The sequence below is a fragment of the Mycobacteroides immunogenum genome, assembly GCF_001605725.1.
Classification (GTDB): domain Bacteria; phylum Actinomycetota; class Actinomycetes; order Mycobacteriales; family Mycobacteriaceae; genus Mycobacterium; species Mycobacterium immunogenum.
On sequence record NZ_CP011530.1, the window covers coordinates 1,963,075 to 1,983,400 of the forward strand.

Here is a 20,326-nt window from a genome sequence, read left to right on the forward strand (position 1 = left end):
GTGGCGTCCCCCTGTATCGGTTAGCTGATTGAGCGCAGACTACAGCCATAGTGACGGGGACACCACTGATTGTCCGACCGTTCGAGCAATCTGTCAGGATCGGCTCTGGGTGCCGTCCCACCCATCATGGTTGCGTAACCAGGGGCGGCACCCACCCCCCCTTACTGTTGACGCAGATGATTCAAGGGTTTTACCAGCTCACTGACGTTGACCTCCAGCCCGATGGCCAGGCGCAATAAGGCTTTGGCGGTGGGGTTCAGCTTCCCATTCTCGTATCGGTGGATCGTGTTTCTCGGGATGCCTGTGCGTTCGGCAAGCCCTTCCAGCGTCAGTCCGGCATCCACGCGCTGCTTCTGAATCCCAATGCCCAGTGCGGTGATGTCGATGGTGTCCAGGTCAGGAGGCGGGGACACCTTTTTGCTCGGCACCCGTTAAGACTGGTTGCCGCAAACCCCCAGGTCATCCACCTATAAGTAGACAATTCAACGTATAGGTTGATACGTTCCGCGTAACACCCATGAACCGAGGGGAACATGCCGATGACAGCGGATACAGCGAGGGCGTCCAGAACACCACTGTTGACTGCGTTGACGGTCATCGGAGTGCTTGGCGCGGTGGTGTTGTCCGGCTGCGGTTCTGATAGCAAGTCGGGCTCGTCGTCGAACTCGCTGAGCAGGGCGACCCTGGAATCGGAGCTGGAGCAGCTTCAAGGGTGGGAGAACAACCCGTTCGGCGGTGAGGTCCGCAAGGCCGTCTGCCAAGGCGGTATCGAACTACGCAACGGTGCGACCCAGACCTGCACCATCACGGTGTCAGGGCACACGCACACGCTCACCGTCGTCATCAAGGACGCCAGCACGAACCCACCCATTTTTGGCATCAAAGGGTAAACGCGACAGTGCTTATGGGTGAGAAGCGCTGTATCGCAGGGTTATCCATACTGCTCGTGGGTGCCGCAGCCGTGATGGGTGTGCCTGCTGCGGTGGCCAGAGCGACGGTCAACATGGCGCCGGGGATGGCGATTGTCATCGCTGACCATGAATGCTCGCTGGGTTTTTTCGCTAGCAACGCCAGCAACGACAACCTCGCGGTGACCGCTGGGCACTGCGCGGATCGCCCTGACCAGATAGTGCGCACCGAGGACGGGATTCGTATCGGCACCGTGGTGCTGTGGAAGCCCGACCAAACCCTGCCCAACGGCAAGATTGACGACCTGTCCGAGCGTGGCTTCACCGTCATCGACCTTGATGATGCGCGGTCGGTGAACCCGTTCTTCGCCACCGTGGGCACGGTGTCCGAAGGCGACGCCGTCACCTTGGCCGGCACGACCAGCGGGATCGCGCGGGGTCGAGTCACCTCGGCGGGAGCCAGCTTGCTTGCCGCAGACATCAAACAGCAGCCTGGTGATTCGGGTGGCCCCTGGTACACCAGCGGACCCACGCTGGTGGGGATCGCGTCCAGCGGCGACAAACTGGCCTCCGGCCGCTACGACGCGCAAGCTCAACCCATCCGCGACATTGTGCACCACATCCGCAACAGCGGCAGCAAATGGGGACGCGGCTTCAAAGTCTGGAGCGTGCGCTGATCTCGCTGCGCGGGATTACGCGGTCCCTTGGAGTTGCCACTGCGCGATGACTGTGTTCGATGAAGTTGGATCGCGCAGGTCAAGGAGGGTGGGGGTCGCGGACTCCAGCACGTAGAACGAGATATATCCAGCGGTGTTTCCGGTCGTTTTCGACCCCAAGGGTGGATCGTTGGAGTGGTCATTGATCTTCACGCCGGGGTCGTGAGGCACAACGGCGGTGGGGTTGACGGTCTCAAGCGACCAGTCCGATGTCGGGAAAGCGCCCTTGGTCGAAGTGACCCTGACGTTGAACATGTAGAACACATGCGGTTCGTGGTCTTGCACGTTTGTGGCGTTCACCTTGCTGACGAGAAAGGCATTCACCAAGCCGTCGTACCCGTCAGGCCCACCCTTGGTCACGTGGAACGGCTGTCCGAGTGGATGTGGTGAGGTCGGCGGCGCCGTCGGTGATGGCGGGCTGCTCGTGGTGGTCGTGGTGGTGTCGTTGGTGCCTGTGCAAGCGGTGAGTGCCAGCACGGTTCCTGCCACCACAAAGCTGTGAAGTATCGCGTGTCGTATGTTCTGAAACACCGTGTCCCTTTACCTTTCGACGGTTTAGCGCTCGTGCTGGGTGGTGACGGTGGCCTACGTTGTCCGTGGATCTCGGGATGGACAGAGTGTGACACGAGAGCACCCCAGTACGCGGGGACTCGACATCCGCAGGTCAACAGGCATTCTCAGCTCCCAGTGTTGTTGTCGTCGCTGTGACACTTCGGGTGAAGCGGGGGTTGTCACACGTGAACAATGGTCACGCCGCCGGGGCTGCTGATCGTCAAAGTCTCATCTTTCAACGTAAAGGTCCAATAATCTCTGACCTTTATCGACTGTCCGGAGTTGAGTTGTTGACCGGCGTCGGGCCGATACACCGCGCGCCCAGCATTGGCTACAGGTGGGACGGGAATATCAAACACTGTGTCGGCCGCACAGACCGTGAGGCCCTGAGCGCTGACTTTTGAAATGATGCCGACGATGACGTTTTTGCTGTTCGCGGCGATGACTGAGTCACTGATCATGAGCGCGTTGCAGTTTGCAATTGCCACGTTCGGGTCTGTGGTGCCCGCGTTCCGACAATTACTTGTGTCGATGAAAACCAGATCGCCTGTGGCGATGGCTTGAGGGTGCTTTCCAGGAGCGAACCCAGGCTCTACGCCGCCCTCTGGGTCGTCTGTACGAACGAAAGAGAACGCGCGGTTTCCCTCGGTGGTCAGGCCCTTGTGCTCCATCGTCACGCACGCAACGGTCTTCTGTCCGGCGAGGCAGCGAACACCGCTCGCGCCGATATTCACGGTGTCGGCAGTGTTCCCTTGGACGCTGGGTGCAGCGTGTTCCGATGATGTGGTCGTAGACGCCGCTATGGAGGACGACGATGTGGTGGTTGGGTGGTCGGAGTTCGCGCTGCACGCTGTTGGCGCGATGACCAGCCCTGCCGCAACAAGGGCATGCAGAGCGTTGCTTCTGTGAGTCACGGAATTACCTTTGTTCGATGAACGGGAAGAGGGCGCTGCAATTGCCGGAGCCGCGTCCTTAGACGGACTGCTGCGCCCGAAGAACAGAACAAACGGCATCGGTTCGCCTCCTGGTGCTGGTGTTGGCGCGACCCTAACAGCGAGGCCCGACAACTTAGGGGTGCTGGTGGGATATGACGGTTGCTGGACGGTCTTGACCTAAATCGTGCCTCTCGGAGAGAGGTTGGGCTACCTGGTAGGGCGTTCAGGGACTCGACACTCCCAGGTCAGCAGGTGTTTCCGTTCATCGAATGCCTCTTAAAAGCCGTGTTACGTTGAGTGAAGCGGCAAACTAGGCAAACTCACCCTATTAACTTCTATAGGGGAAATACACGCCTTATAGGCAAAACAGGCATCCATATACGTCCATACGCGCGACCTGGTGTTTTATAGGGACATGACAGCCTGCAGAGGGTGTGTGTATTTCCCCTATAGAAGTTAATAGGGTGAGTTTGCCTAGTTTGCCGCTTCACTCAACGTAACACCCTGGGTGGATTCGTGCCCACTGCGCATTCACGACACTGAGCGTCGAACACCCCCACTATTCTATGTGAATTACATCACACCACCGTGTGGTGGACGGTATTTTCTCATCAATGGCAACCGCGATAGCTATGGGGACGTGCATGGCACTTCACCTGCCTTGAAGCTCAGTCGAACCTCTGAATCTTCATGTTATCCCAGCGTAACACCTATATTTGCACTCTCAGTGATACCGGTAGAGCTGTTGATTTCGCCTGGATTTTGGCGAGTTGGAGCGTAGTCTGGAGGCTATGAGCAAATCGCGAGTGGTGCACGTTCCACTAGAAACGGTGGGTGCTTGCGCAGGGCGCAAGCACCCACCGTTTCTAGTGGAACGTGCACCACTCGCGATTTGCTCATAGCCTCCAGACTACGCTCCAACTCGCCAAAATCCAGGCGAAATCAACAGCTCTACCGGTATCACTGAGAGTGCAAATATAGGTGTTACGCTGGGATAACATGAAGATTCAGAGGTTCGACTGAGCTTCAAGGCAGGTGAAGTGCCATGCACGTCCCCATAGCTATCGCGGTTGCCATTGATGAGAAAATACCGTCCACCACACGGTGGTGTGATGTAATTCACATAGAATAGTGGGGGTGTTCGACGCTCAGTGTCGTGAATGCGCAGTGGGCACGAATCCACCCAGGGTGTTACGCATATGACAGCGGCAAAACAGGCAAACTCACCCTATTAACTTCTATAGGGGAAATACACACACCCTCTGCAGGCTGTCATGTCCCTATAAAACACCAGGTCGCGCGTATGGACGTATATGGATGCCTGTTTTGCCTATAAGGCGTGTATTTCCCCTATAGAAGTTAATAGGGTGAGTTTGCCTGTTTTGCCGCTGTCATATGCGTAACACCCTGGGTGGATTCGTGCCCACTGCGCATTCACGACACTGAGCGTCGAACACCCCCACTATTCTATGTGAATTACATCACACCACCGTGTGGTGGACGGTATTTTCTCATCAATGGCAACCGCGATAGCTATGGGGACGTGCATGGCACTTCACCTGCCTTGAAGCTCAGTCGAACCTCTGAATCTTCATGTTATCCCAGCGTAACACCTATATTTGCACTCTCAGTGATACCGGTAGAGCTGTTGATTTCGCCTGGATTTTGGCGAGTTGGAGCGTAGTCTGGAGGCTATGAGCAAATCGCGAGTGGTGCACGTTCCACTAGAAACGGTGGGTGCTTGCGCCCTGCGCAAGGGCAAGTCTCCGAGTGCTGTTCGGGCGGCTATCTCGGACGGAAGACTTCCCGCTATCACCGCGACAGCACCAAATAGGCGAGCCTATTATCTCGTCCGCCCTACTGATGCTGATGCGCTCTGGGATCACCCGGAATCCTTGAATGCTAGTGACATCGAGGAGCTGCTGAAAGTGGCTCTGTAGAAAAGCGAAAGCCAGGTGCTGCTAACACCTGGCTGCCCGAACCGAAGTCCGAAAATCTCTCTCACAAGACAGGAGAATCATAACATGGGCGCAAACTTCAGCGCTTCCCCGAAGACCGTTCCCGCCGACCCGTTCGCAGCCTTCAGGACACGGCGCGGTCTGCGCGACTTCGCGCTGCGGCTGCTGCACCTTCCGCACGAGCTGGCCCCGGAGTCCCGCGCGTCCTGGGCGATCCCCGCGTGGAAGATCCTGGCCGCTCAGCACCGCCGGCTCGCCGCGCTGCACCGCGCACTTGACGCCGCCGACCTGGCGGCGGTGACCGAGTGGGCGCATGCGGGCGTGTCCGACACCAGTGGTTGGAACCGCGAGGTGGTGGAGCTGTCCGAGCAGGCAGGGGAGCTGGCCGAGGCGCTGGAGCACGCCGAGCCTGAGGTCGCCGCACGGTACGGGTTCGGCGACCTCCCCGGATGCGTGTGGTTGGCGTGGGGACGAGCCGTGGACGACTTCGAGACCGCAGTCGCGGCGGCTCGTCCCGCCGACGCTGCCGAGGTGCTGCGCGGCCTCGCGGGCTTGATCGTCAACATCGCCAGCTCGGCGTTCACCTTGCGCCGTGACGACGAGCACGGCTACGCCGTCGAGCTGGACGCGCTGCTGGCCGGACTGGGGTTCAGCGCCCGAGACCTGCCGATGCTGCGAGCGACCGCCCGCCGCGAGCACCTCACGGTGCCGCAGCCCCGCGCCACCGACGACCCGGTGCGACTGATGTTGGCTAGTTCTATCAGTGAAGGGCGGGACTGACCATGACCGAGACGGTTATTGAGCTGCCCGCGCAGCCGCTGAACGACAGGGACAGGGAAGTCCTGATCTCGGGAGCTGCCTGCACCCAGGAGTTCCTGGACTCCAACCCACATTTGGTACGGTCGGTCGAGACCTCTGTGGACCGCCGTCTGGGGGTGGAGCGCGACCCTTGGTCGCACCTGAGCTGCCCCGCGCGCGGTCAAATCTATTGCTGGTACTCGCTGGACGAGGATGCCGAGGCGAAACATCAGTACCGTCCTGACAGCCCCGGCGAGCACGGCAAATACCAGTTCGAGGTTGGCAACGCACCGAGCTACGGTGTTGTCCGCAAGGGCAGCGATGACGGAACCATCTACTTGGTCGAGGGCTTCAAGAAGGCTCTTGCCGCCGCAGCGACGCTGGGTCTGGCCGGGGACACGGACACCGCAGTCATCGCGCTGCCCTCATGCACGAGTTGGAGCACGGGAGAATGGTCGCCCGATCCCGCGCTGACGGGATTCGTCGCGGGCCGCGAGGTGATCGTGTTTCTCGATGCGGATGCCGCGACCAACCCGGACGTGTACGCGGGGGGTGAGCGCCTGCACTCGGCGCTCGATGGTGCTGCTGAAGGCATCAGGTTCGCGCAAGTCCCAGGCGGAGGAAAAAACGGCCTCGACGACTATCTGACTGTCCTTGACGCGGGGAAGCGTCCGGGTGCGCTGGAACGCCTGTGCCGCAAGGCGATTGTCGGCAAGCCCGCACCGAAACGTCCGACCGGCAAGAAGAGCAAGAAAGGTGAGGTCGGCGCTGACGACGGGTGGATGTTCACCGAGTCGGGGAAGCTCCGTCCCGACACCATCGCCCGTCACATCTTGGTTGAATTCCCGGTGGCCGCGACGACGAGTCATGAGCTGGCCGTCTACGACAACGGCGTGTACACGCGGCACCCGTCGGCAGTGAAGGCTCTCGTGGGTGGACTGCTCAAGGATCAGTACAACACCGGGAATCTCACCAACATTGTCGGTCGGCTGGAGGGCCTGTGTTTCGAGGAGCACCGGGTGCTGCCCGACCGCGCCAGCGAGCCGCTGTTGAACTGCAAGAACGGCATGCTGGACTTGCGCACCCTGGAACTGAAACCCCACGACCCGTCCTATCTGTCGGGCAGGCAAATCCCCATCGAGTGGGATCCCGACGCGACCTGCCCCACGTACGACGCATGGCTGGAAGACCGCGTGGGCAAGGCCCAGGTGCCTGTGGTGAACGAGGCCATCTCCCAATTCCTGGACCCGTCGCGCACGCCGAGCAAGGCGCTGTTCCTGTTCGGGCCGTCGCGCTCGGGCAAGAGCACCATCCTGCGGTTGGCCAAGGCTCTCGTGGGCGGCGAGGAGTCAGTGTCAGCGCTCACCCTCCAACAACTCGCGGACGACCATTTCGCTGCCGCCGAGCTGTTTGGCAAGCCCATCAACGTCTGCCCCGATCTGCCCCGGAACCATGTCAGTGATGTGTCGGTGTTCAAGCGCGTGACGGGCGACGACCCGATCACGGCGAACCGCAAGTATGGCGCGATGTTCACCTTACGGTCGAACTCTTTGTTCCTGCTGTCGGCCAACGCGATTCCCACGGTCGCCGGCGATGACATCAGCGCCTACTTGAACCGCGTCGTCCCTGTAGTTTTCCCGAAAACATATGCGGGGCGAGAAGACTCGTCCGTCGAAGACGAGATGATGAAAGAGCTGCCGGGAATCCTCGTCAAGTGGGTGCTCGCCCGCCGCGCTCACATGCAGCGCACTCAGTGGACACCTCCGCACCCCGCCGTCTGGGAACGCTTCAGCGGCGCGGTGGACAGGGTGGCGCAGTTCCTCAGCACTTGCTGCGACGTAGGTGGAGCCACGTTCCCGTACAACCCCATCACGACGCCCGGCACGTTGAGCACGCCTCGGGGGCGCGCCGTCTGGTTCCCCGGGCAGCGCGCCACTCTCACTCAGCTCCACTCCGCGTTCCTGGACTGGTCATTGGGCGGAGCCGACATGAGCTTTGAGTCATTCAAGGAGCGCGTGCTCACCGCGCCCGGGGTGCGGAACAAAGTCCGCGACCCGGCGCGCAGCGGCGGGCGAACAACCAACGTCGTCATCAAATCCCGTGATGATTGGGGTTCGACTTCCAAGCACGCCGACCTGGCGAGCATCCTGTTCCCCGACGAGGCCGACGACATCGACGACATCGACGAGTCGGCGGGCGTGCAGAACGTCACCCCGATCACCCGGCCGTTCGGGCGAGGATTCCGTACCTCTGCGGCGATGCCGGTGCCACCAAGGCTCGACGAGGACGCCACGGAAGCCACCGGCACCGCCGCGCGCGGGCGGTACACGTCAGACTGGATCTAGGAGAAGTGACATGACCGCCGCCGAACACGACCCGTATCCCGAGCTTCCCGCCCTCCCGCGCGCCGTGCAGCTCGCCTGTCAGACCATCGAGCCCGAGCACCTGACTATGCCGACGGAAGACCTGCACGCGGTAGTTGAGGTCAGCCAGTCCATCCACAACTTTGTTTCCCACTGCATCTCGCACCGGGGCACCGAGACGGTGGACATGACCACGTATCAAGCCCTACTCGCTGTCCAGCGGGTCGTCGAACAAGCGCTGAACGACAGCGGGGACGTGACGCCCAGTGAGTAGCCAAAGCCCTTCAGCGCCAACGACAATTGCCCCCATGAGCTACGTCACCAAACGGGAAGCCGAGCAGGCGGAAGCCCAAGCCACCGTCTCGACCCTCCGCGCAGACAGGCGCTTCCTGTGGTGCTGGCTCACCGTCGCCACCATGCTCAGTGTTTGCGGAAACGTCGGACATGCCTGGCTCACCGTTCCACCCGGAACCGCCCAAGCCCTCGCAATCGGGTGGGCAATCGCCCCGCCCACCCTGCTCATGCTTGCCGTGCACGGACTCCCGACGCTGAGCCGCATGCTCGGCTCCGAGCGCTCTGACCGACTCCTTTCCGCCGTCGTGTGGGGAGTCACGATGGGCGCGTTCGGCTGGAGCGCGTTCGGCATCCACGACTTCACCGCCGCGCTCGGAGTGCCCTCCACGTTGAGCTGGGTCGCGCCCGCTGTCATCGACTTGAGCGTGTTCGGTGCGACCAGGGGTCTTGTTCTCACCAGCCCGCTCGCGGCCCGTCTCAAGGTCGGCGCGCCATCACCCCGCGCCGCGCAACCACAGCTCAGCAAAGGTTCCACACCCACTCCCGCGCCGCGCCAAGCACCTTCAGCCGCGCCGACCGCCGCGCCTCCCGCGCCGCGCAACGTCTCCACGGACGCGCCAACCGCCCCGCGTTCCGCGCCGACCACCGCGCCACAGAACGGTGCTGGCGCGCCCAGCCCCGCGCCCGAGCTGGTGCGCCTGGCTGAGCACATCGTGGGGAGTCGGGCTGTCCGTCAGGATGTTCGCACGGTGGCTCGCATCCTCGAACTCTCGGAGACCGAGAGCAGGAAAGCCGTCATTGCGGACAGGGTGGGTGTTCACCATTCCACGGTGAGCAAGGTGCTGGAGTCCGCCGAGCTGGAACGCCGAGCAGCCCTCACCCTGGCGTCCTGACCCCATTTGCTCCACGCTGAACCCCCGCACCCCCTCATTCCGTAAGCCCGACCGTAAGCACCTCCGTAAGACGACCCGTAAGACCCGCCGTAAGACCGTCCGTAAGATTCGCGGCACCCTTGATTTTCGATGAGGGCACCCTCCCATTAGCCCTGCTAGAGAACCCCTTTTCCACGTATCCGAGTGCCACTCGAACCCTCGCTCCCAAGTCATCTCGGAACGCCCCTCGTAAGCCACCCTGAACGCCCAATCCTGGAGCGCGATAAGCCCTCTCGGACACCCCATCGCCCCAGACGTAAGACCAACTCGACTCCCAGTCCCCGCCGAACCTCCCCGACGCACCGAGTCTCCGACTCGGCACGCCGACTCGCGGCGAACCTTCTGACCCAACGAGAAGCACCGTGACCTGGGATTTTAGTCCCACCCTCGGTTGCGTCTACACCTTCTGACCTGCGGAAACACTCTATTCTTGCACACCGCTCGGTCTTCCGTATCCCCGAAACCCCAGTTCACAGGTAGTTTATGTGCCACTAGCAAACGGTGGTGTTAATGCCAGAGTAACGGGAAACGCTGGTACACACCGGGATTCGTGAAATTGAAGGTTGACAGGGCAAAGATGGCTGATTATCATTATTAACGGCGGAACTCCTCTAACCCCGTCCGCCGAATTAAGGGGTAGGGGTCGGGCAAAGAGCCCCGAGTGACCAGGAGGTGAGCGCAGTGGGAAAGTGGATTGCTGTTGCGCTCCTGGGTCTTTCGGGGATGTCGATTCTCTCTGAGTACCCCCTGTGGGGAGTCGGACTCATTGGGGTAGCGGGGCTCATCGTGTGGATGAGCCTGCAGGGTCGTCAGTCGGCACGGGTCGAGCGGAGCCGCCCAGTGGCCGCGCGGAGCGCCCGCGCCGAGGTGCAACAGGAAGTGAACTCGGCGCAGCGGGACGCGAACCGCGCTGTGCGGACGCAGGTGGAGCGCGCCCGCCGTGAGGCGCAGCGGAACTTGTCCGGCGCGGTGGCGCGGGTCGAGCGCGAGCAGGCGCAGCGGTGGTCGGCGTGAGTCGTCAGCAACGTCGCGCGGCGGCGTATCGGCGCGCAGAACGACGTGAAGATTTCATGTGGCAGCGCGGCATCAAGCAGCAAGATGCGCGCCTCGACGCCATCGACCGTGATGAGCGCGACGCAGAGCGTGAGTGGGAAAAGTTGTCCGAGAAGGTCGCGACCATCGAGTCGCGGGCACGCCAGGACGCCGAAAAGGCCGTCGCGGAGATTCAGCGCCAGGCTGCGTCAGAGGAGAAGCGCGTGTTGAGCACGCCCTTGGTGAGATACAGCGGCGCGGGCCACCTGCGCCCGCCGCTGTGGGTGTGGCATATGAAGAGTTCCATGCCTGCCGCACTTGCCGCGCGGGTAGGAATCACGGGCTCCGAGGGTGGCCCACTCCTCGTCCTGCGCGCGGGCGGTGGCGTTGCTGAGAGCGACTTGGCTCGCAGCGTCATCGCCGCCGAACTTCCCGAAATCTCGGGTGACCCCGCGTTCGTCGGGTGGAGTGACCAGACGGTTTCTCTGCTCCCCGAGGTGGCGCAGCGGTACTCGATTCTGGAGAAACTGCGCGACGACGACTGGATGGCGCACGTGCTGGAGAGCGCGGGGATCACGAGTACGAACACCACGACGGAGAGCGTGGCGGGAAAGTACGGGGTTGTCGAGAGGAAAGTCACGACCGTGACCGTGCCGAGCCTGTCGGACGTTCGTGTGACTCGGACAGGGTTGCGGTTGACGTTCGCCCATCAGCCAGGTCGGTCGGCGAAAGATTGGAACTCCAAGATTGACGCCCTGCGCGCTGGGCTGAAAGCGGCGGGGCTCGACGCCTCGAACATGCGGATTTCGGACGGTGCGGGCGGGACGGTCGTTCTCCACATGAACGACGTTGACCCTTTTTCCGGCCAGAGTCCAGAGAGCGGACGGTTCGATGTCGAGCGCGGTCGGAGCCTGTTGGGCATCACTGAGTCGGGCGACGAGTGTTGGATTACGTGGAACGGCTCCAGCGGTCTGGTTGTCGGCGGTGTGCCAGGTTCGGGCAAGACCGCCTCCCTCCTTCCCGTGCTCGCGGGGATGGCTGGGCAGTGCGAACTTCACGTGTTCGACGGCAAGGCGGGATTCGATTTGCACCCCCTTCGTCATATCTCCAGCACGTACGACCGTTCTGGTGACATCTCTGCTCCTCTCGAAACTCTGAGGAAGCTCGATGCTCTGCGGACTGCCCGTGCCGAGGCGATGTACTCGACGCTGAACGCCAGCAATTTCTGGAATCTCACACAGTCCCAGCGCGACCAACTCGGGGTGAAACCCGTGTTCTGCATCCTCGATGAAGTACAGACGTGGACGGACACGAGCGGCATGGACAAAGAAGAAAAAGCCATCGCCGCCGAGTGCATCAAGCTGGTTCGGACGCTCGTCCAGAAGGGTCGGAGTGCTGGAGTCATCGTTGTCTTGACGACTCAAAAGCCCGATGCCACTTCGATTCCGACTGTCATCCGCGACAACGCAGCTTTGAAAATTTGTTTCCGAGTTTCGACTCCAGAACAAGCCATCACGGTGCTCGGTCGGCAGTCGCCGAACGCGCCAGACCCGACCGAAATTCGTATGGACACAAAGGGTCGCGGAGTGATGGAAACTGAAGGACACGGCATCGTGTTGTTCCAAGCGGGCTACAAAGAACCGTCCGAACTCGACCGTGAGCTGGCACGGCACAAGCCCGTCGAGGACCAGTTCTCCGTGGCTTCTCGGCTCCTCGGCAAGACCCAAAAAGTCGTGTCACGTCCCACCGCACCCGAGCCCGCCGATGAGCCCCGAACTGCTGTCACGCCCCCTGTGCGCGAGGCGGACGAACACCCGAAAATGACTGGAGTGGAAGGGTTCTCATTGTGAGCAGATTCGTCGTTGGATTGGATTGCGTAGTCACAGGAGTCAGCATCGCCGCGTTCGTCGAGGGCGCTCCGAGCCCCGTGACGCGGTTCGTGCGGGCACCGAGAATCGACAACTTCGACGTGATGCACCAGACCGCCCGCACGTTGACGACAGCCGAGATGGTGATGGAAAGCGTTCTGCGGTCAGGAGTTCCAGACCTCGTGGTCATGATGAAACCGAGCATGGGTGACGCCCGCAAGGACACGTCAGCCCCACGGCGGATGATGCTGGTCGGTGAAATCCAGCGGCGACTCGTGGAAGCGGGAATTCCCGTGGCCGAGGTTTCCGCGATGACGCTCGTGGACTGGCTCCTCGGCAGCGGGCGGAAATACCCACCACGTGATTTCAGCGGCCTGGAGCAAGCCGTACGGGGTGCGTGGAATCCCGGGGAAACCGACGACGGGTTCCGCCTGACGACAGTCGGCGTCGCGGCTGCGGCTGCCGTGGTAGCTGGAATTTCGACTCGCAAGAGTGTTGAAAATTCCAGCTTGGCGGCATTGTCGGAAATGAGCTTGCCGAGCGGCTGGGAACTCCCAGCGCGGGCGTCCGAGTGGAACAAGCTGCACGTGAAATCTGAAGTGGCATAGGAGAAGACCATGGAAAGAGAAGTTGAAGTCCCGTTCGAGGTCGCCCGAGCGCTGGACAAAAGGTACGACAAGCACGCCGACCGCTACGGCCCAATCGGTTTCGTGGGGCTGGTGGCGGGCATCATCGGCACGGGCGTGGCGCTCTCGAACCATCCCGCGCCCGCCTGGGCGGCGGTGGTTGCCGTGGTCGGCTGGTTGGTGTGCGTCGGCTCGTTCGTCTTCGCTATCGGTGCGAGCCGACGAGACACCCTGAGAGTGATGGACCATTTCGATAGGGATGTCCAGGACTACGACGACTGGGCCGACGATGACGATGAAGACTTGGAGGACGACCAGCTTCCCGAGGAAGACGAGTACCCCCGTGCCGTCGAGCCGCCCCAGGCCACGATCACGCCCGCACCGCCAGCAGCGGGGAACCTGCTGTCGTCTCTCCGTCAGCAGAACCAATAGACCCGTCTCCCAGACAAATTTCAACTGACCGACCACATGAAGAAAGGAAGAGAAAAATGAACTCAAGGATCCTCGCAGCCGTAGCCGCGAGTGCGCTGACGGTCGGTCTCACGGCGTGCGGGAGCACCAGCACGCCGACTGCCAGCCCCGAGCCACAGCCGTTCCCGAGGGAGCCGCAGTGCCAGGACATTTCCCGTCCCGCTGACCCGCACAACGTCATCGGAAGTCACTGGTTCAAGGACGATTCGTGCAGCATCCTCAACATGAACCGCGCGGGTGCAGGGGTTGACCCCGACCAAGCCGAAAAGATTGTGTACGACGCTCGGATGAAGATGTTGTTCGGTAAGCGCGACATCGCCATGCTCACTATCGAAGCCAACAAACAGCTCGATCACCCGAGCGGCGTGACCACCGATTTCGCTGGCGTTATCGCCCAGCGGCACGCTTCCGTCACGAAAGAGGTGAATGAGTCACGGGAGGCACTCGGCGGGCGCGCCCCCGAGGGCTTCAAGGTGACCATCGTGAAGGGGGATGTCCCTTCGGCTAGCCCTGGAATCGCACCAAAGAAGTAGCGTGTTCACATGACTACTCAATCCCGGCCGGGCACAACAAATCTCGTGGCTCTGGTCATCGCATCGGTCGTGGGACTCTCGGTGGTGGGGTGCTCGCATCCCACCACCCCCACGGGGTCGAGCACGATCAGCACCACGGCTCCGTCTCGGGCACTGGTGGACGTGGAGAAGGTGTGGGCGAGCCACCCGATGCCCGATTGTCCACGGGTCATCATCGGAAACCAGCCCGCCCCAGCGGGTCTGGAGCTGCCGAGTGACGAGACCGTGGCCGTGCAACTGCGGGGTGTGAAGAGCGCTGGAACCGAGTCATGGGTTCGGGCGAAACTCGGCTGGGTGACGAAATGGCTTGCGAAGGTGCGCGCCGACATCATCGACGCCGACACTACGGGCGATAGTTCGATGACAGATGGATTCAGCCAGTACATCCAGCACATCAAGTCGGAACTTGCAGCAGGGCATGATATTCCAGATTCAGCACTAGATGGTGACTTCCCAGAAGGATGCGCGTGATGGCACCCCAGTCCGACCTCCAGAAACCCACCCCTGACCCTTACTTCCTGGTCGAGGATTCCTGGCCGCAGGAGTCCGAGAGTTCGTACCATGCTGCCGAAGCAGTGGCAGACGACGCCGCGACCACCGCAGCGACCCAAGCTCAATCCGCAACGGACGCGGGCTCCAAGATGAACGACGAGAAGGGTGAAACTGCCGACAGCGTTTCCGGCGGATATTCAAGTGCGGCATCACAGTTGTCGAGTCAGGGGCAGCATTTCACAGCTATCAGTGGATGGATGTCGGATGCGGCTGGAAAAGTTGACGCTGCGAAACGTCATATCCGCCAGCTCGTTCGGTCGGGAACATCCGAAATCCGCACCGCTTTCGATTCCGAAATCCAAGGAACCCCTACATCCCCGTCGTCGGTGGAACTCACTGACAGGTACCGCTCGGGCATCGCCCAAGTGGCAACCACTCTCAGCCATGACCTCGACAGCATCGGGCACAGTCTCGCGGGCACCCCTGGTGCTTCCCGCACCCCGAGCTACACGAGCATTCCCACGAACCCGACCGCCGAGCACCCGAGCCCGACTGCACAGGTCGCGGCGTACAACCACGGAGACCAGCCCCAGGTCACCCCACAGCAGCTCCCCGACATGCCGCGCGCCACGAGCCCATCGACCACCGAATCGGCAAGCAGGGAAAGCACTCCCAGCACACTAGCGACACCGCGCAGCGTGAACCCCACCTTGTCAAACCTCGTTTCTGGGAGCGGCTCACCGAGTGCAAGCTCTCCGGGCGGCACCGCCTCGCCGCGCACCCCATCGCAGAGTTCTCCGAGTGCGCAGAGCCCACAAGCTCACCAGCCCGCCGAGCACCACCACCAGCCGAAATCCACTGGACTACCGCGCATCCCGAGTATCCCGCTGCCAGACCTCTCGAACATTCCCCTGGACACCATCACGACGGCGGTCAGCTCAGCCACGGCACACCAGCTCCCCACGGCGGCACCGACTCCGAGCGCCACGATCACGCCAACTGTTCCCGCGAGCACGGGCACGACCCCAGGGGTGGCGGGCACCCCGCCCGTGACCCCCGTGACCCCAGGAGGGCTCAGCCCAATCGGAGGAGGGGGACTCAGCACTCCACCTCCTGTCACGCAACCCGCACCCCAGGCGACACCAGCCGCTCCGCCTGCTGCGTCCCAGCAGACCTCGACTCGCAGCCCCGCCGCTGATGTCGGGTGGATTCAGAAGACGTACGGACTCGCCCCGGGCATCGAGACGCAGAAGCCCGAAACCTTAGCCCCGCCAGCCCTATTCATCGCTGACCTTCCCGAGTCCGAGGCTCACTTGCATCGTGTGCTCGCCACGTTGCGCCAGGCTTTCGAGCAGGCAGGTTGGGGTCAGCCCCTCGCCGTGGCGCTCATCCGAAAGGGCTTCGAGAGCCGTTGCGTGTACGTCACGGCGGACGCCCTATCTATCCACCCGCAGGGTGTCCTCCTGCCCCACGGAGTCCTCCCGCTTGACGAGATTCCCTCTGTCCCAGACCGTTCCGAGATGGCGGGAAGCATCATGGTCACCGACAAGCTCGCTGCCCTGCTCCCACGGGGATGGGATGTAGAGGGACTGTTGAGCACCCTGCCCGCCGACGAGCATCACCAGAGCCCCGAGCAGTACCAGTCGTTGGTGGAGGCTGGGGAGTTGTTGGAGTGCAAGGTTTCTCGTGGTCGTGCGGGTGTCACGGCTGATGAAGCGATGAGCGTTTTCGCACGAGCTGCGATTGGCTCGGCGGGCTGCGGAGAACTCGACTCCGAGAGTTCTCGGCTTCGGGGTGCCAGGTGGATTGGCACTCAGCCAGCGGGGTACGGGGAGGTGTTGAGTCGGTACCACCTCGTGGATGCCGCCGAGTGCATGGGTTTGGGGAACTGGGCGGAAGCGGTGTACGCCAGCGAGAAGTACCTGTCCATCACGGACGCGAAATCACAAGCGGCATAAGGAGAGAACGGTGAACGCTGAACAGGAAATCGAGTTCTTCGATGCGCACGTGCGGCATGCCACACGGGCGGCGCACATCGAACAGCAAATCGAACTGTGGAAGTCCGAACTTGGACCCACGTTGGCGTTTTTGCATGTGTTGAATGTGCTCGGGGAAGCACGGGAAGCAAGTATGGCTCGGTGCCAGCGGGAAGCCCTGGCGGCGTTGGGGAAAGACCAATGACCCCCGACCTGCTGGAGCACGGGGAAGACCGCCGTCCGCCTGCGGCGGCGGGCACAGCGGCTCCCGACAACCAGAGCATGGGATCCCCGTGGGACACCGACGTGGTGAACTCCTGGGTGTCCCCCTACCACCAGAAGAACAAGGAGTGAGTGAGATGTCAGGAACAATCGCAACATCGGGTGACTCCGTGATTCGGATGCACAAGAGCGTCGGGGAGGGGGCGAGGGCGGCAGCGTCCTCCTTGCCCTCGGTGGAGTCGGAGGGGATGAGAGTGGGGCACTCGGCCATCTTGGAAGCGGCGCTGGCGGAGACTCGGGCGGCGCTGGAAGAGCTGGCTCGGGTGGCTGACATCGGTGCTGGGGGTGCTGGCGCGCTGGGGGATCAGGACCAGGAGTCGGGTCGGCGGTTCTCGGAAGGGGTGGGATATGCCCCGAGCGTCAGGCCCGTTGAGGTGCGGGTTGTCTAGCTCCGCACGGGGGTGAGGGGTAACTCGATAGGCTCAGTGGGTGTGGAGGTGTTGGCTGGCGCTGGTTTTGGTTCTCGTCGGGTGCGAAAGAGCCGTGGACGAGACGGCGGTCAAAGCACTTGAAATAAATGTGCCTGCGGCGGCGTTCGACGGCTTGTTTGTCGAAAGTGCTGAACTATCAACGATGTTGGGAAACAAACTGAGGTACACGGGTGGATATGACGAACCCGCGTATGACGATACCGACCACTCCCCGTGCGCGGCGATGGTGGGTCTTTTCGGAAATATGGATGCGTTCGGTCGGGAGTTTCAGCGGTTTCGGTGGAAGACCTTTCGAAGGGATGTGCCAGCGGGGATACCGGACTATCAGGAGATAAGAGAGCTTGTGGTGCTGTGGGATTCTGCCGGCGGCGCATTCGAGGCGATGCAACGAATTTCGGCACTGCTGGGCACGTGTCGAGCAGACTCTGGCAACGCGATGGTGAAGTTCGAGAAGTCGTCAGGTTCTGTGCTCCGATGGTGGCTGGACAGGGTTGATGGTATTTGCGCATATGACGTTCGCATCTACGCGAACGTGGTCTATTCCGGGGAGTCCTGTCTGACAGGTCGGGATGTGGAGCTGGCGACAAAAGTCGCCTTGGCGATGGATGCGCGGATTAGAACCCTTGGGTAACGCGGTGTGTGGAGCGCTATTTCTGCGGTAAGTGATTCAGCGGTTGCACGAGGTCGCCGATATTGACCTCTAGTCCAATCGCTAAGCGCAGCAGGGCTTTCACGGTCGGATTCAATTTCTGGTTCTCGTATCGGTGGATGGTGTTGCGCGGGATTCCTGTGCGTTCGGCGAGCTGGTCGAGAGTGAGTCCCGCTGCGACACGTACTCGTTGAATCTCGATGGCCAGTGCGCTGGTGTCGATGGTGTCCAGGTCAGGAGGTGGGGACACCTTTTCGCGCGGCATCCGTTCAGCCTTGGTGTCGGCAACCCGCAGGTCATCGACTTATAAGTAGACAAATCCACGTATGGGTTGATACGTTTCCGTAACACCACGGACCGAGACGAAGCGAGCATGAGCGGACACAAGACGACTTCGCTGCTGGCGGGCGGTGCGGGTCTCGCGGTCGCGATTGCCAGCTTCCAGACGTGGGTGAAGTGGTCTGGGGACTGGGGCGTGCTCACGCTGTCGGGGACGGGGGAGTTCAGCTCTCCTTATGCGCTCATTGCTGGGCAAGTCGCGAGCTGGTATGCGTTCCCGATTGGTTGGATTGCGGCCGTGCTGGGTGTTGTCGTCATCGGGTCCGCCGTGCTGCATCACCTGGAGATTCTCGATGCTGATGTGGCACTGAAAGCCGTGGTGTTGCCCAGTGCTCTGGGTGCTGTCGGGGCGGCAGTGGTGCTCGTTGACAAGAATCTGCTGCTCACTGGTGTCCCCAAGGGAGGGCTGGACGGGGCGCCCCCATCTGCGGGGATTGGGGCTATCGTCGTGCTGCTGGCCTTCCTAGTGGCGATGGCGTCGGGATTCGCACTGTCGGGAACAAGCCGACCCCGCTACGTGCGTAGGAGTTCCACAGTCAGGTCGCGGAGCACCGCTGGGCCAACGCGAGGCAAGGCCACGACACGACCTGCCACCAAGAAGGCTACGAAGAAAAAGAAGAGCAAGAAGAAGAAAGCCGCTGCTGGTTCAACACCTTTGCCGCAGAAGGGTATCGGTCACGACGCCTCCGTGGCGGACGTTGATGAGGTCGCGCGGGTAGCCGAGGAACATCAACTCACCCAACCGCGTGTGGAGTACAGGGGAGGTTCGCAAGGTCAGCCACCAGTGTGGCTGACCCACTGGTGCGCCCGGCTCCCTCCTGTGTTGCGGGCGACGTTAGGGGTTCCTGGTGTCCCAGAAGCAGGGCCAGTGCTGCTACTGCACGCGGGAGGTGGGGTAGCCGAACAGGACTTGATCCCCGCGATGGTTCGGGCCGAGAAACCGCAGCTCCTCAATGACCTCCAGTACGTGTCCTGGGAGGCTGGCCTTGCTCCGCTATTTACCGAAATCGGCAGGCGGTACACGGTGCTCGAACTCGTGCGCGACGACGCATGGCTGACCCCACTACTGGAATCCGCTGGCATCACTACTCGACAGACCTGCGCCGAGCCCGTCCAAGGCGAATATGACATCTACCAAAGAGAATTGGTCACCATCGAGGTTCCCGTGCTCATCGGCGCGGAGGTGCGCGAAAACGGCTTGGTACTGCGATTCCGTTCTCAAGTAGGGGATCCAGCCGACACATGGGTCCGGGGCCTAACCGTCCTGCGAGAAGGCTTCTCGACGGCAGGCATGAACGCCGTCCACCTGCGCGTGGCCGATGGCCCCGAGGGCGGAATCGAGTTGCGGTTCAACGACAAACGGGAAGCGGTAGAGGAGAACTATGGGTCATAAGCAGGGCACCTCGGCGGGCCAGTGGGCAGGCAGCATCATGCTGGCTGGGGGTCTGGTGGGGGCTTTCCTGGCAGGCCAGGTAGTCAAGAGTGGGACGCTCGCGGTCGGCCTGTTCTGCCTGGCGCTCGCAGGACTGGCCATCTACCTTGTCAGTGTCGTAGGCCAGGCAGCCGCTGCCAACCGTGAGATGAACCCACGCCCGACCCGGACGGTCATCGAGGACTATCCCGACGATGATGAGCACGACGACAACGAAACTCCCCGCGCGGTCACGTATCCCGCAACACAGGAGTGGGTTGCCCCGCCTTCGACGGAACAGGCGACTGGGCCACGCAAGCGCGGCTACCTCAGCAGCCTCGGCGACGAGCCTTCACCTCCCTACACCAATGATTGAGAGGCAGCTTGATGAACCAAAAACTGTTCCGCACAGTATTAGTGATGTTCACAGTGGTCTTGAGTCTTGGGTTGGCTCCTGTGGCTAGTGCGAAACCCGCGCCGCCGTATCCCGCCCCGCCAGGGCGCGAATGGGCGCTTTTCGGGCCGTATCATTCGTCGTGGGTATGTGGTCAGGGACAGGACACCTGGCCATCGGCGATGAGCGAATGCTTCGACGGCGGTAACGGCTGGTACTGGTATGGGCTACGGCAAGCGGGCTGACTATGCAAAACCGTTGGAATGCAACAGTGTTCGTGATGCTAGCTGTCGCACCCTTCATTCTTGCACCGCTTGCGGCGGCGGA

Annotated in this window: 23 protein-coding genes; 19 read left to right on the top strand and 4 right to left on the bottom strand. The window is 61.8% G+C overall.

The window, feature by feature from the left end:
• Positions 1-161: 161 nt before the first annotated feature.
• Positions 162-428 carry a helix-turn-helix domain-containing protein gene (locus tag ABG82_RS09775; RefSeq protein ID WP_052511089.1) on the bottom strand — a complete coding sequence of 89 codons (267 nt, stop codon included), beginning with the start codon at positions 426-428 and terminating at the stop codon, positions 162-164.
• 111 nt (positions 429-539) lie between these two features.
• Here ABG82_RS09775 and ABG82_RS09780 point away from each other — a divergent pair, with 111 nt between their 5' ends.
• On the top strand, positions 540-890 hold the full coding sequence (locus ABG82_RS09780) for a DUF4333 domain-containing protein (protein ID WP_234708081.1): 351 nt from the start codon (positions 540-542) through the stop codon (positions 888-890).
• A gap of 56 nt (positions 891-946) precedes the next feature.
• Positions 947-1,585: a trypsin-like serine protease gene (locus ABG82_RS09785; protein ID WP_054429080.1), complete on the top strand. Its 639-nt coding sequence runs from the start codon at positions 947-949 to the stop codon at positions 1,583-1,585.
• 15 nt (positions 1,586-1,600) lie between these two features.
• Here the strand turns inward: ABG82_RS09785 and ABG82_RS09790 are convergent, their stop codons facing one another.
• Positions 1,601-2,113 carry a hypothetical protein gene (locus ABG82_RS09790; protein ID WP_131725762.1) on the bottom strand — a complete coding sequence of 171 codons (513 nt, stop codon included), beginning with the start codon at positions 2,111-2,113 and terminating at the stop codon, positions 1,601-1,603.
• 242 nt (positions 2,114-2,355) lie between these two features.
• On the bottom strand, positions 2,356-3,189 hold the full coding sequence (locus ABG82_RS09795; protein ID WP_131676300.1) for a hypothetical protein: 834 nt from the start codon (positions 3,187-3,189) through the stop codon (positions 2,356-2,358).
• Positions 3,190-5,135: 1,946 nt separating this feature from the next.
• On the opposite strand from ABG82_RS09795, the gene ABG82_RS09800 reads away from it, so the two are divergent.
• The 15 genes from ABG82_RS09800 to ABG82_RS09865 all read left to right on the top strand — a co-directional run bounded on the left by ABG82_RS09800 (position 5,136) and on the right by ABG82_RS09865 (position 17,837).
• Positions 5,136-5,849 (top strand): hypothetical protein, encoded by a 714-nt coding sequence (locus tag ABG82_RS09800; protein ID WP_052511087.1) that lies wholly within the window; start codon positions 5,136-5,138, stop codon positions 5,847-5,849.
• A 2-nt stretch (positions 5,850-5,851) separates the two neighbouring features.
• Positions 5,852-8,212, top strand: a complete 2,361-nt coding sequence (locus tag ABG82_RS09805) for a DNA primase family protein (RefSeq protein ID WP_052511086.1) — start codon at positions 5,852-5,854, stop codon at positions 8,210-8,212.
• A gap of 10 nt (positions 8,213-8,222) precedes the next feature.
• A complete protein-coding gene (locus ABG82_RS09810) occupies positions 8,223-8,504 on the top strand; it encodes a hypothetical protein (protein WP_043079553.1) in 282 nt (93 codons plus the stop codon).
• Between the two features lie 34 nt (positions 8,505-8,538).
• Positions 8,539-9,417, top strand: a complete 879-nt coding sequence (locus ABG82_RS09815; protein WP_043079552.1) for a hypothetical protein — start codon at positions 8,539-8,541, stop codon at positions 9,415-9,417.
• Between the two features lie 720 nt (positions 9,418-10,137).
• Positions 10,138-10,470 carry an ATP synthase subunit B family protein gene (locus ABG82_RS09820; RefSeq protein ID WP_043079551.1) on the top strand — a complete coding sequence of 111 codons (333 nt, stop codon included), beginning with the start codon at positions 10,138-10,140 and terminating at the stop codon, positions 10,468-10,470.
• Positions 10,467-12,338 carry a hypothetical protein gene (locus ABG82_RS09825; RefSeq protein WP_131676297.1) on the top strand — a complete coding sequence of 624 codons (1,872 nt, stop codon included), beginning with the start codon at positions 10,467-10,469 and terminating at the stop codon, positions 12,336-12,338. The genes ABG82_RS09820 and ABG82_RS09825 overlap by 4 nt, the downstream gene beginning before the upstream one ends.
• Entirely contained in the window at positions 12,335-12,964 is a 630-nt protein-coding gene (locus ABG82_RS09830) for a hypothetical protein (RefSeq protein WP_043079549.1), read from the top strand. The genes ABG82_RS09825 and ABG82_RS09830 overlap by 4 nt, the downstream gene beginning before the upstream one ends.
• Before the next feature lie 9 nt (positions 12,965-12,973).
• On the top strand, positions 12,974-13,414 hold the full coding sequence (locus ABG82_RS09835; protein WP_043079548.1) for a hypothetical protein: 441 nt from the start codon (positions 12,974-12,976) through the stop codon (positions 13,412-13,414).
• 56 nt (positions 13,415-13,470) lie between these two features.
• A complete protein-coding gene (locus ABG82_RS09840; RefSeq protein ID WP_043079547.1) occupies positions 13,471-13,986 on the top strand; it encodes a hypothetical protein in 516 nt (171 codons plus the stop codon).
• A gap of 9 nt (positions 13,987-13,995) precedes the next feature.
• On the top strand, positions 13,996-14,496 hold the full coding sequence (locus ABG82_RS28950) for a hypothetical protein (protein ID WP_234708080.1): 501 nt from the start codon (positions 13,996-13,998) through the stop codon (positions 14,494-14,496).
• Positions 14,496-16,475 (top strand): hypothetical protein, encoded by a 1,980-nt coding sequence (locus tag ABG82_RS09850; protein ID WP_043079595.1) that lies wholly within the window; start codon positions 14,496-14,498, stop codon positions 16,473-16,475. Before ABG82_RS28950 ends, ABG82_RS09850 begins: the two co-directional genes overlap by 1 nt.
• Before the next feature lie 10 nt (positions 16,476-16,485).
• Positions 16,486-16,698, top strand: coding sequence for a hypothetical protein (locus tag ABG82_RS09855; RefSeq protein ID WP_043079546.1), 213 nt, complete (start codon positions 16,486-16,488; stop codon positions 16,696-16,698).
• On the top strand, positions 16,695-16,847 hold the full coding sequence (locus ABG82_RS28235) for a hypothetical protein (RefSeq protein WP_155772769.1): 153 nt from the start codon (positions 16,695-16,697) through the stop codon (positions 16,845-16,847). Before ABG82_RS09855 ends, ABG82_RS28235 begins: the two co-directional genes overlap by 4 nt.
• A gap of 5 nt (positions 16,848-16,852) precedes the next feature.
• Positions 16,853-17,164 carry a hypothetical protein gene (locus ABG82_RS09860; RefSeq protein ID WP_043079594.1) on the top strand — a complete coding sequence of 104 codons (312 nt, stop codon included), beginning with the start codon at positions 16,853-16,855 and terminating at the stop codon, positions 17,162-17,164.
• 94 nt (positions 17,165-17,258) lie between these two features.
• A complete protein-coding gene (locus ABG82_RS09865) occupies positions 17,259-17,837 on the top strand; it encodes a sensor domain-containing protein (protein WP_043079545.1) in 579 nt (192 codons plus the stop codon).
• A gap of 16 nt (positions 17,838-17,853) precedes the next feature.
• Here the strand turns inward: ABG82_RS09865 and ABG82_RS09870 are convergent, their stop codons facing one another.
• Positions 17,854-18,120: a helix-turn-helix domain-containing protein gene (locus ABG82_RS09870; RefSeq protein WP_043079544.1), complete on the bottom strand. Its 267-nt coding sequence runs from the start codon at positions 18,118-18,120 to the stop codon at positions 17,854-17,856.
• A 108-nt stretch (positions 18,121-18,228) separates the two neighbouring features.
• On the opposite strand from ABG82_RS09870, the gene ABG82_RS09875 reads away from it, so the two are divergent.
• Entirely contained in the window at positions 18,229-19,587 is a 1,359-nt protein-coding gene (locus ABG82_RS09875; RefSeq protein ID WP_054417014.1) for a hypothetical protein, read from the top strand.
• The gene (locus ABG82_RS09880; protein WP_043079543.1) at positions 19,577-19,981 is read left to right on the top strand and encodes a hypothetical protein; all 405 of its coding nucleotides are present in this window, start codon (positions 19,577-19,579) and stop codon (positions 19,979-19,981) included. The genes ABG82_RS09875 and ABG82_RS09880 overlap by 11 nt, the downstream gene beginning before the upstream one ends.
• The last annotated feature ends 345 nt before the right edge of the window (positions 19,982-20,326 follow it).

What these genes read in the sequence shown, in the direction of transcription:
- ABG82_RS09780 (WP_234708081.1), top strand. Translation starts at nt 540, where the DNA reads ATGACAGCGGATACAGCGAGGGCGTCCAGAACACCACTGTTGACTGCG.
- ABG82_RS09795 (WP_131676300.1), bottom strand. Translation starts at nt 3,189, where the DNA reads ATGCCGTTTGTTCTGTTCTTCGGGCGCAGCAGTCCGTCTAAGGACGCG.
- ABG82_RS09800 (WP_052511087.1), top strand. Translation starts at nt 5,136, where the DNA reads ATGGGCGCAAACTTCAGCGCTTCCCCGAAGACCGTTCCCGCCGACCCG.
- ABG82_RS09805 (WP_052511086.1), top strand. Translation starts at nt 5,852, where the DNA reads ATGACCGAGACGGTTATTGAGCTGCCCGCGCAGCCGCTGAACGACAGG.
- ABG82_RS09810 (WP_043079553.1), top strand. Translation starts at nt 8,223, where the DNA reads ATGACCGCCGCCGAACACGACCCGTATCCCGAGCTTCCCGCCCTCCCG.
- ABG82_RS09815 (WP_043079552.1), top strand. Translation starts at nt 8,539, where the DNA reads ATGAGCTACGTCACCAAACGGGAAGCCGAGCAGGCGGAAGCCCAAGCC.
- ABG82_RS09835 (WP_043079548.1), top strand. Translation starts at nt 12,974, where the DNA reads ATGGAAAGAGAAGTTGAAGTCCCGTTCGAGGTCGCCCGAGCGCTGGAC.
- ABG82_RS09840 (WP_043079547.1), top strand. Translation starts at nt 13,471, where the DNA reads ATGAACTCAAGGATCCTCGCAGCCGTAGCCGCGAGTGCGCTGACGGTC.
- ABG82_RS28950 (WP_234708080.1), top strand. Translation starts at nt 13,996, where the DNA reads ATGACTACTCAATCCCGGCCGGGCACAACAAATCTCGTGGCTCTGGTC.
- ABG82_RS09850 (WP_043079595.1), top strand. Translation starts at nt 14,496, where the DNA reads ATGGCACCCCAGTCCGACCTCCAGAAACCCACCCCTGACCCTTACTTC.
- ABG82_RS28235 (WP_155772769.1), top strand. Translation starts at nt 16,695, where the DNA reads ATGACCCCCGACCTGCTGGAGCACGGGGAAGACCGCCGTCCGCCTGCG.
- ABG82_RS09860 (WP_043079594.1), top strand. Translation starts at nt 16,853, where the DNA reads ATGTCAGGAACAATCGCAACATCGGGTGACTCCGTGATTCGGATGCAC.
- ABG82_RS09870 (WP_043079544.1), bottom strand. Translation starts at nt 18,120, where the DNA reads ATGCCGCGCGAAAAGGTGTCCCCACCTCCTGACCTGGACACCATCGAC.
- ABG82_RS09875 (WP_054417014.1), top strand. Translation starts at nt 18,229, where the DNA reads ATGAGCGGACACAAGACGACTTCGCTGCTGGCGGGCGGTGCGGGTCTC.
- ABG82_RS09880 (WP_043079543.1), top strand. Translation starts at nt 19,577, where the DNA reads ATGGGTCATAAGCAGGGCACCTCGGCGGGCCAGTGGGCAGGCAGCATC.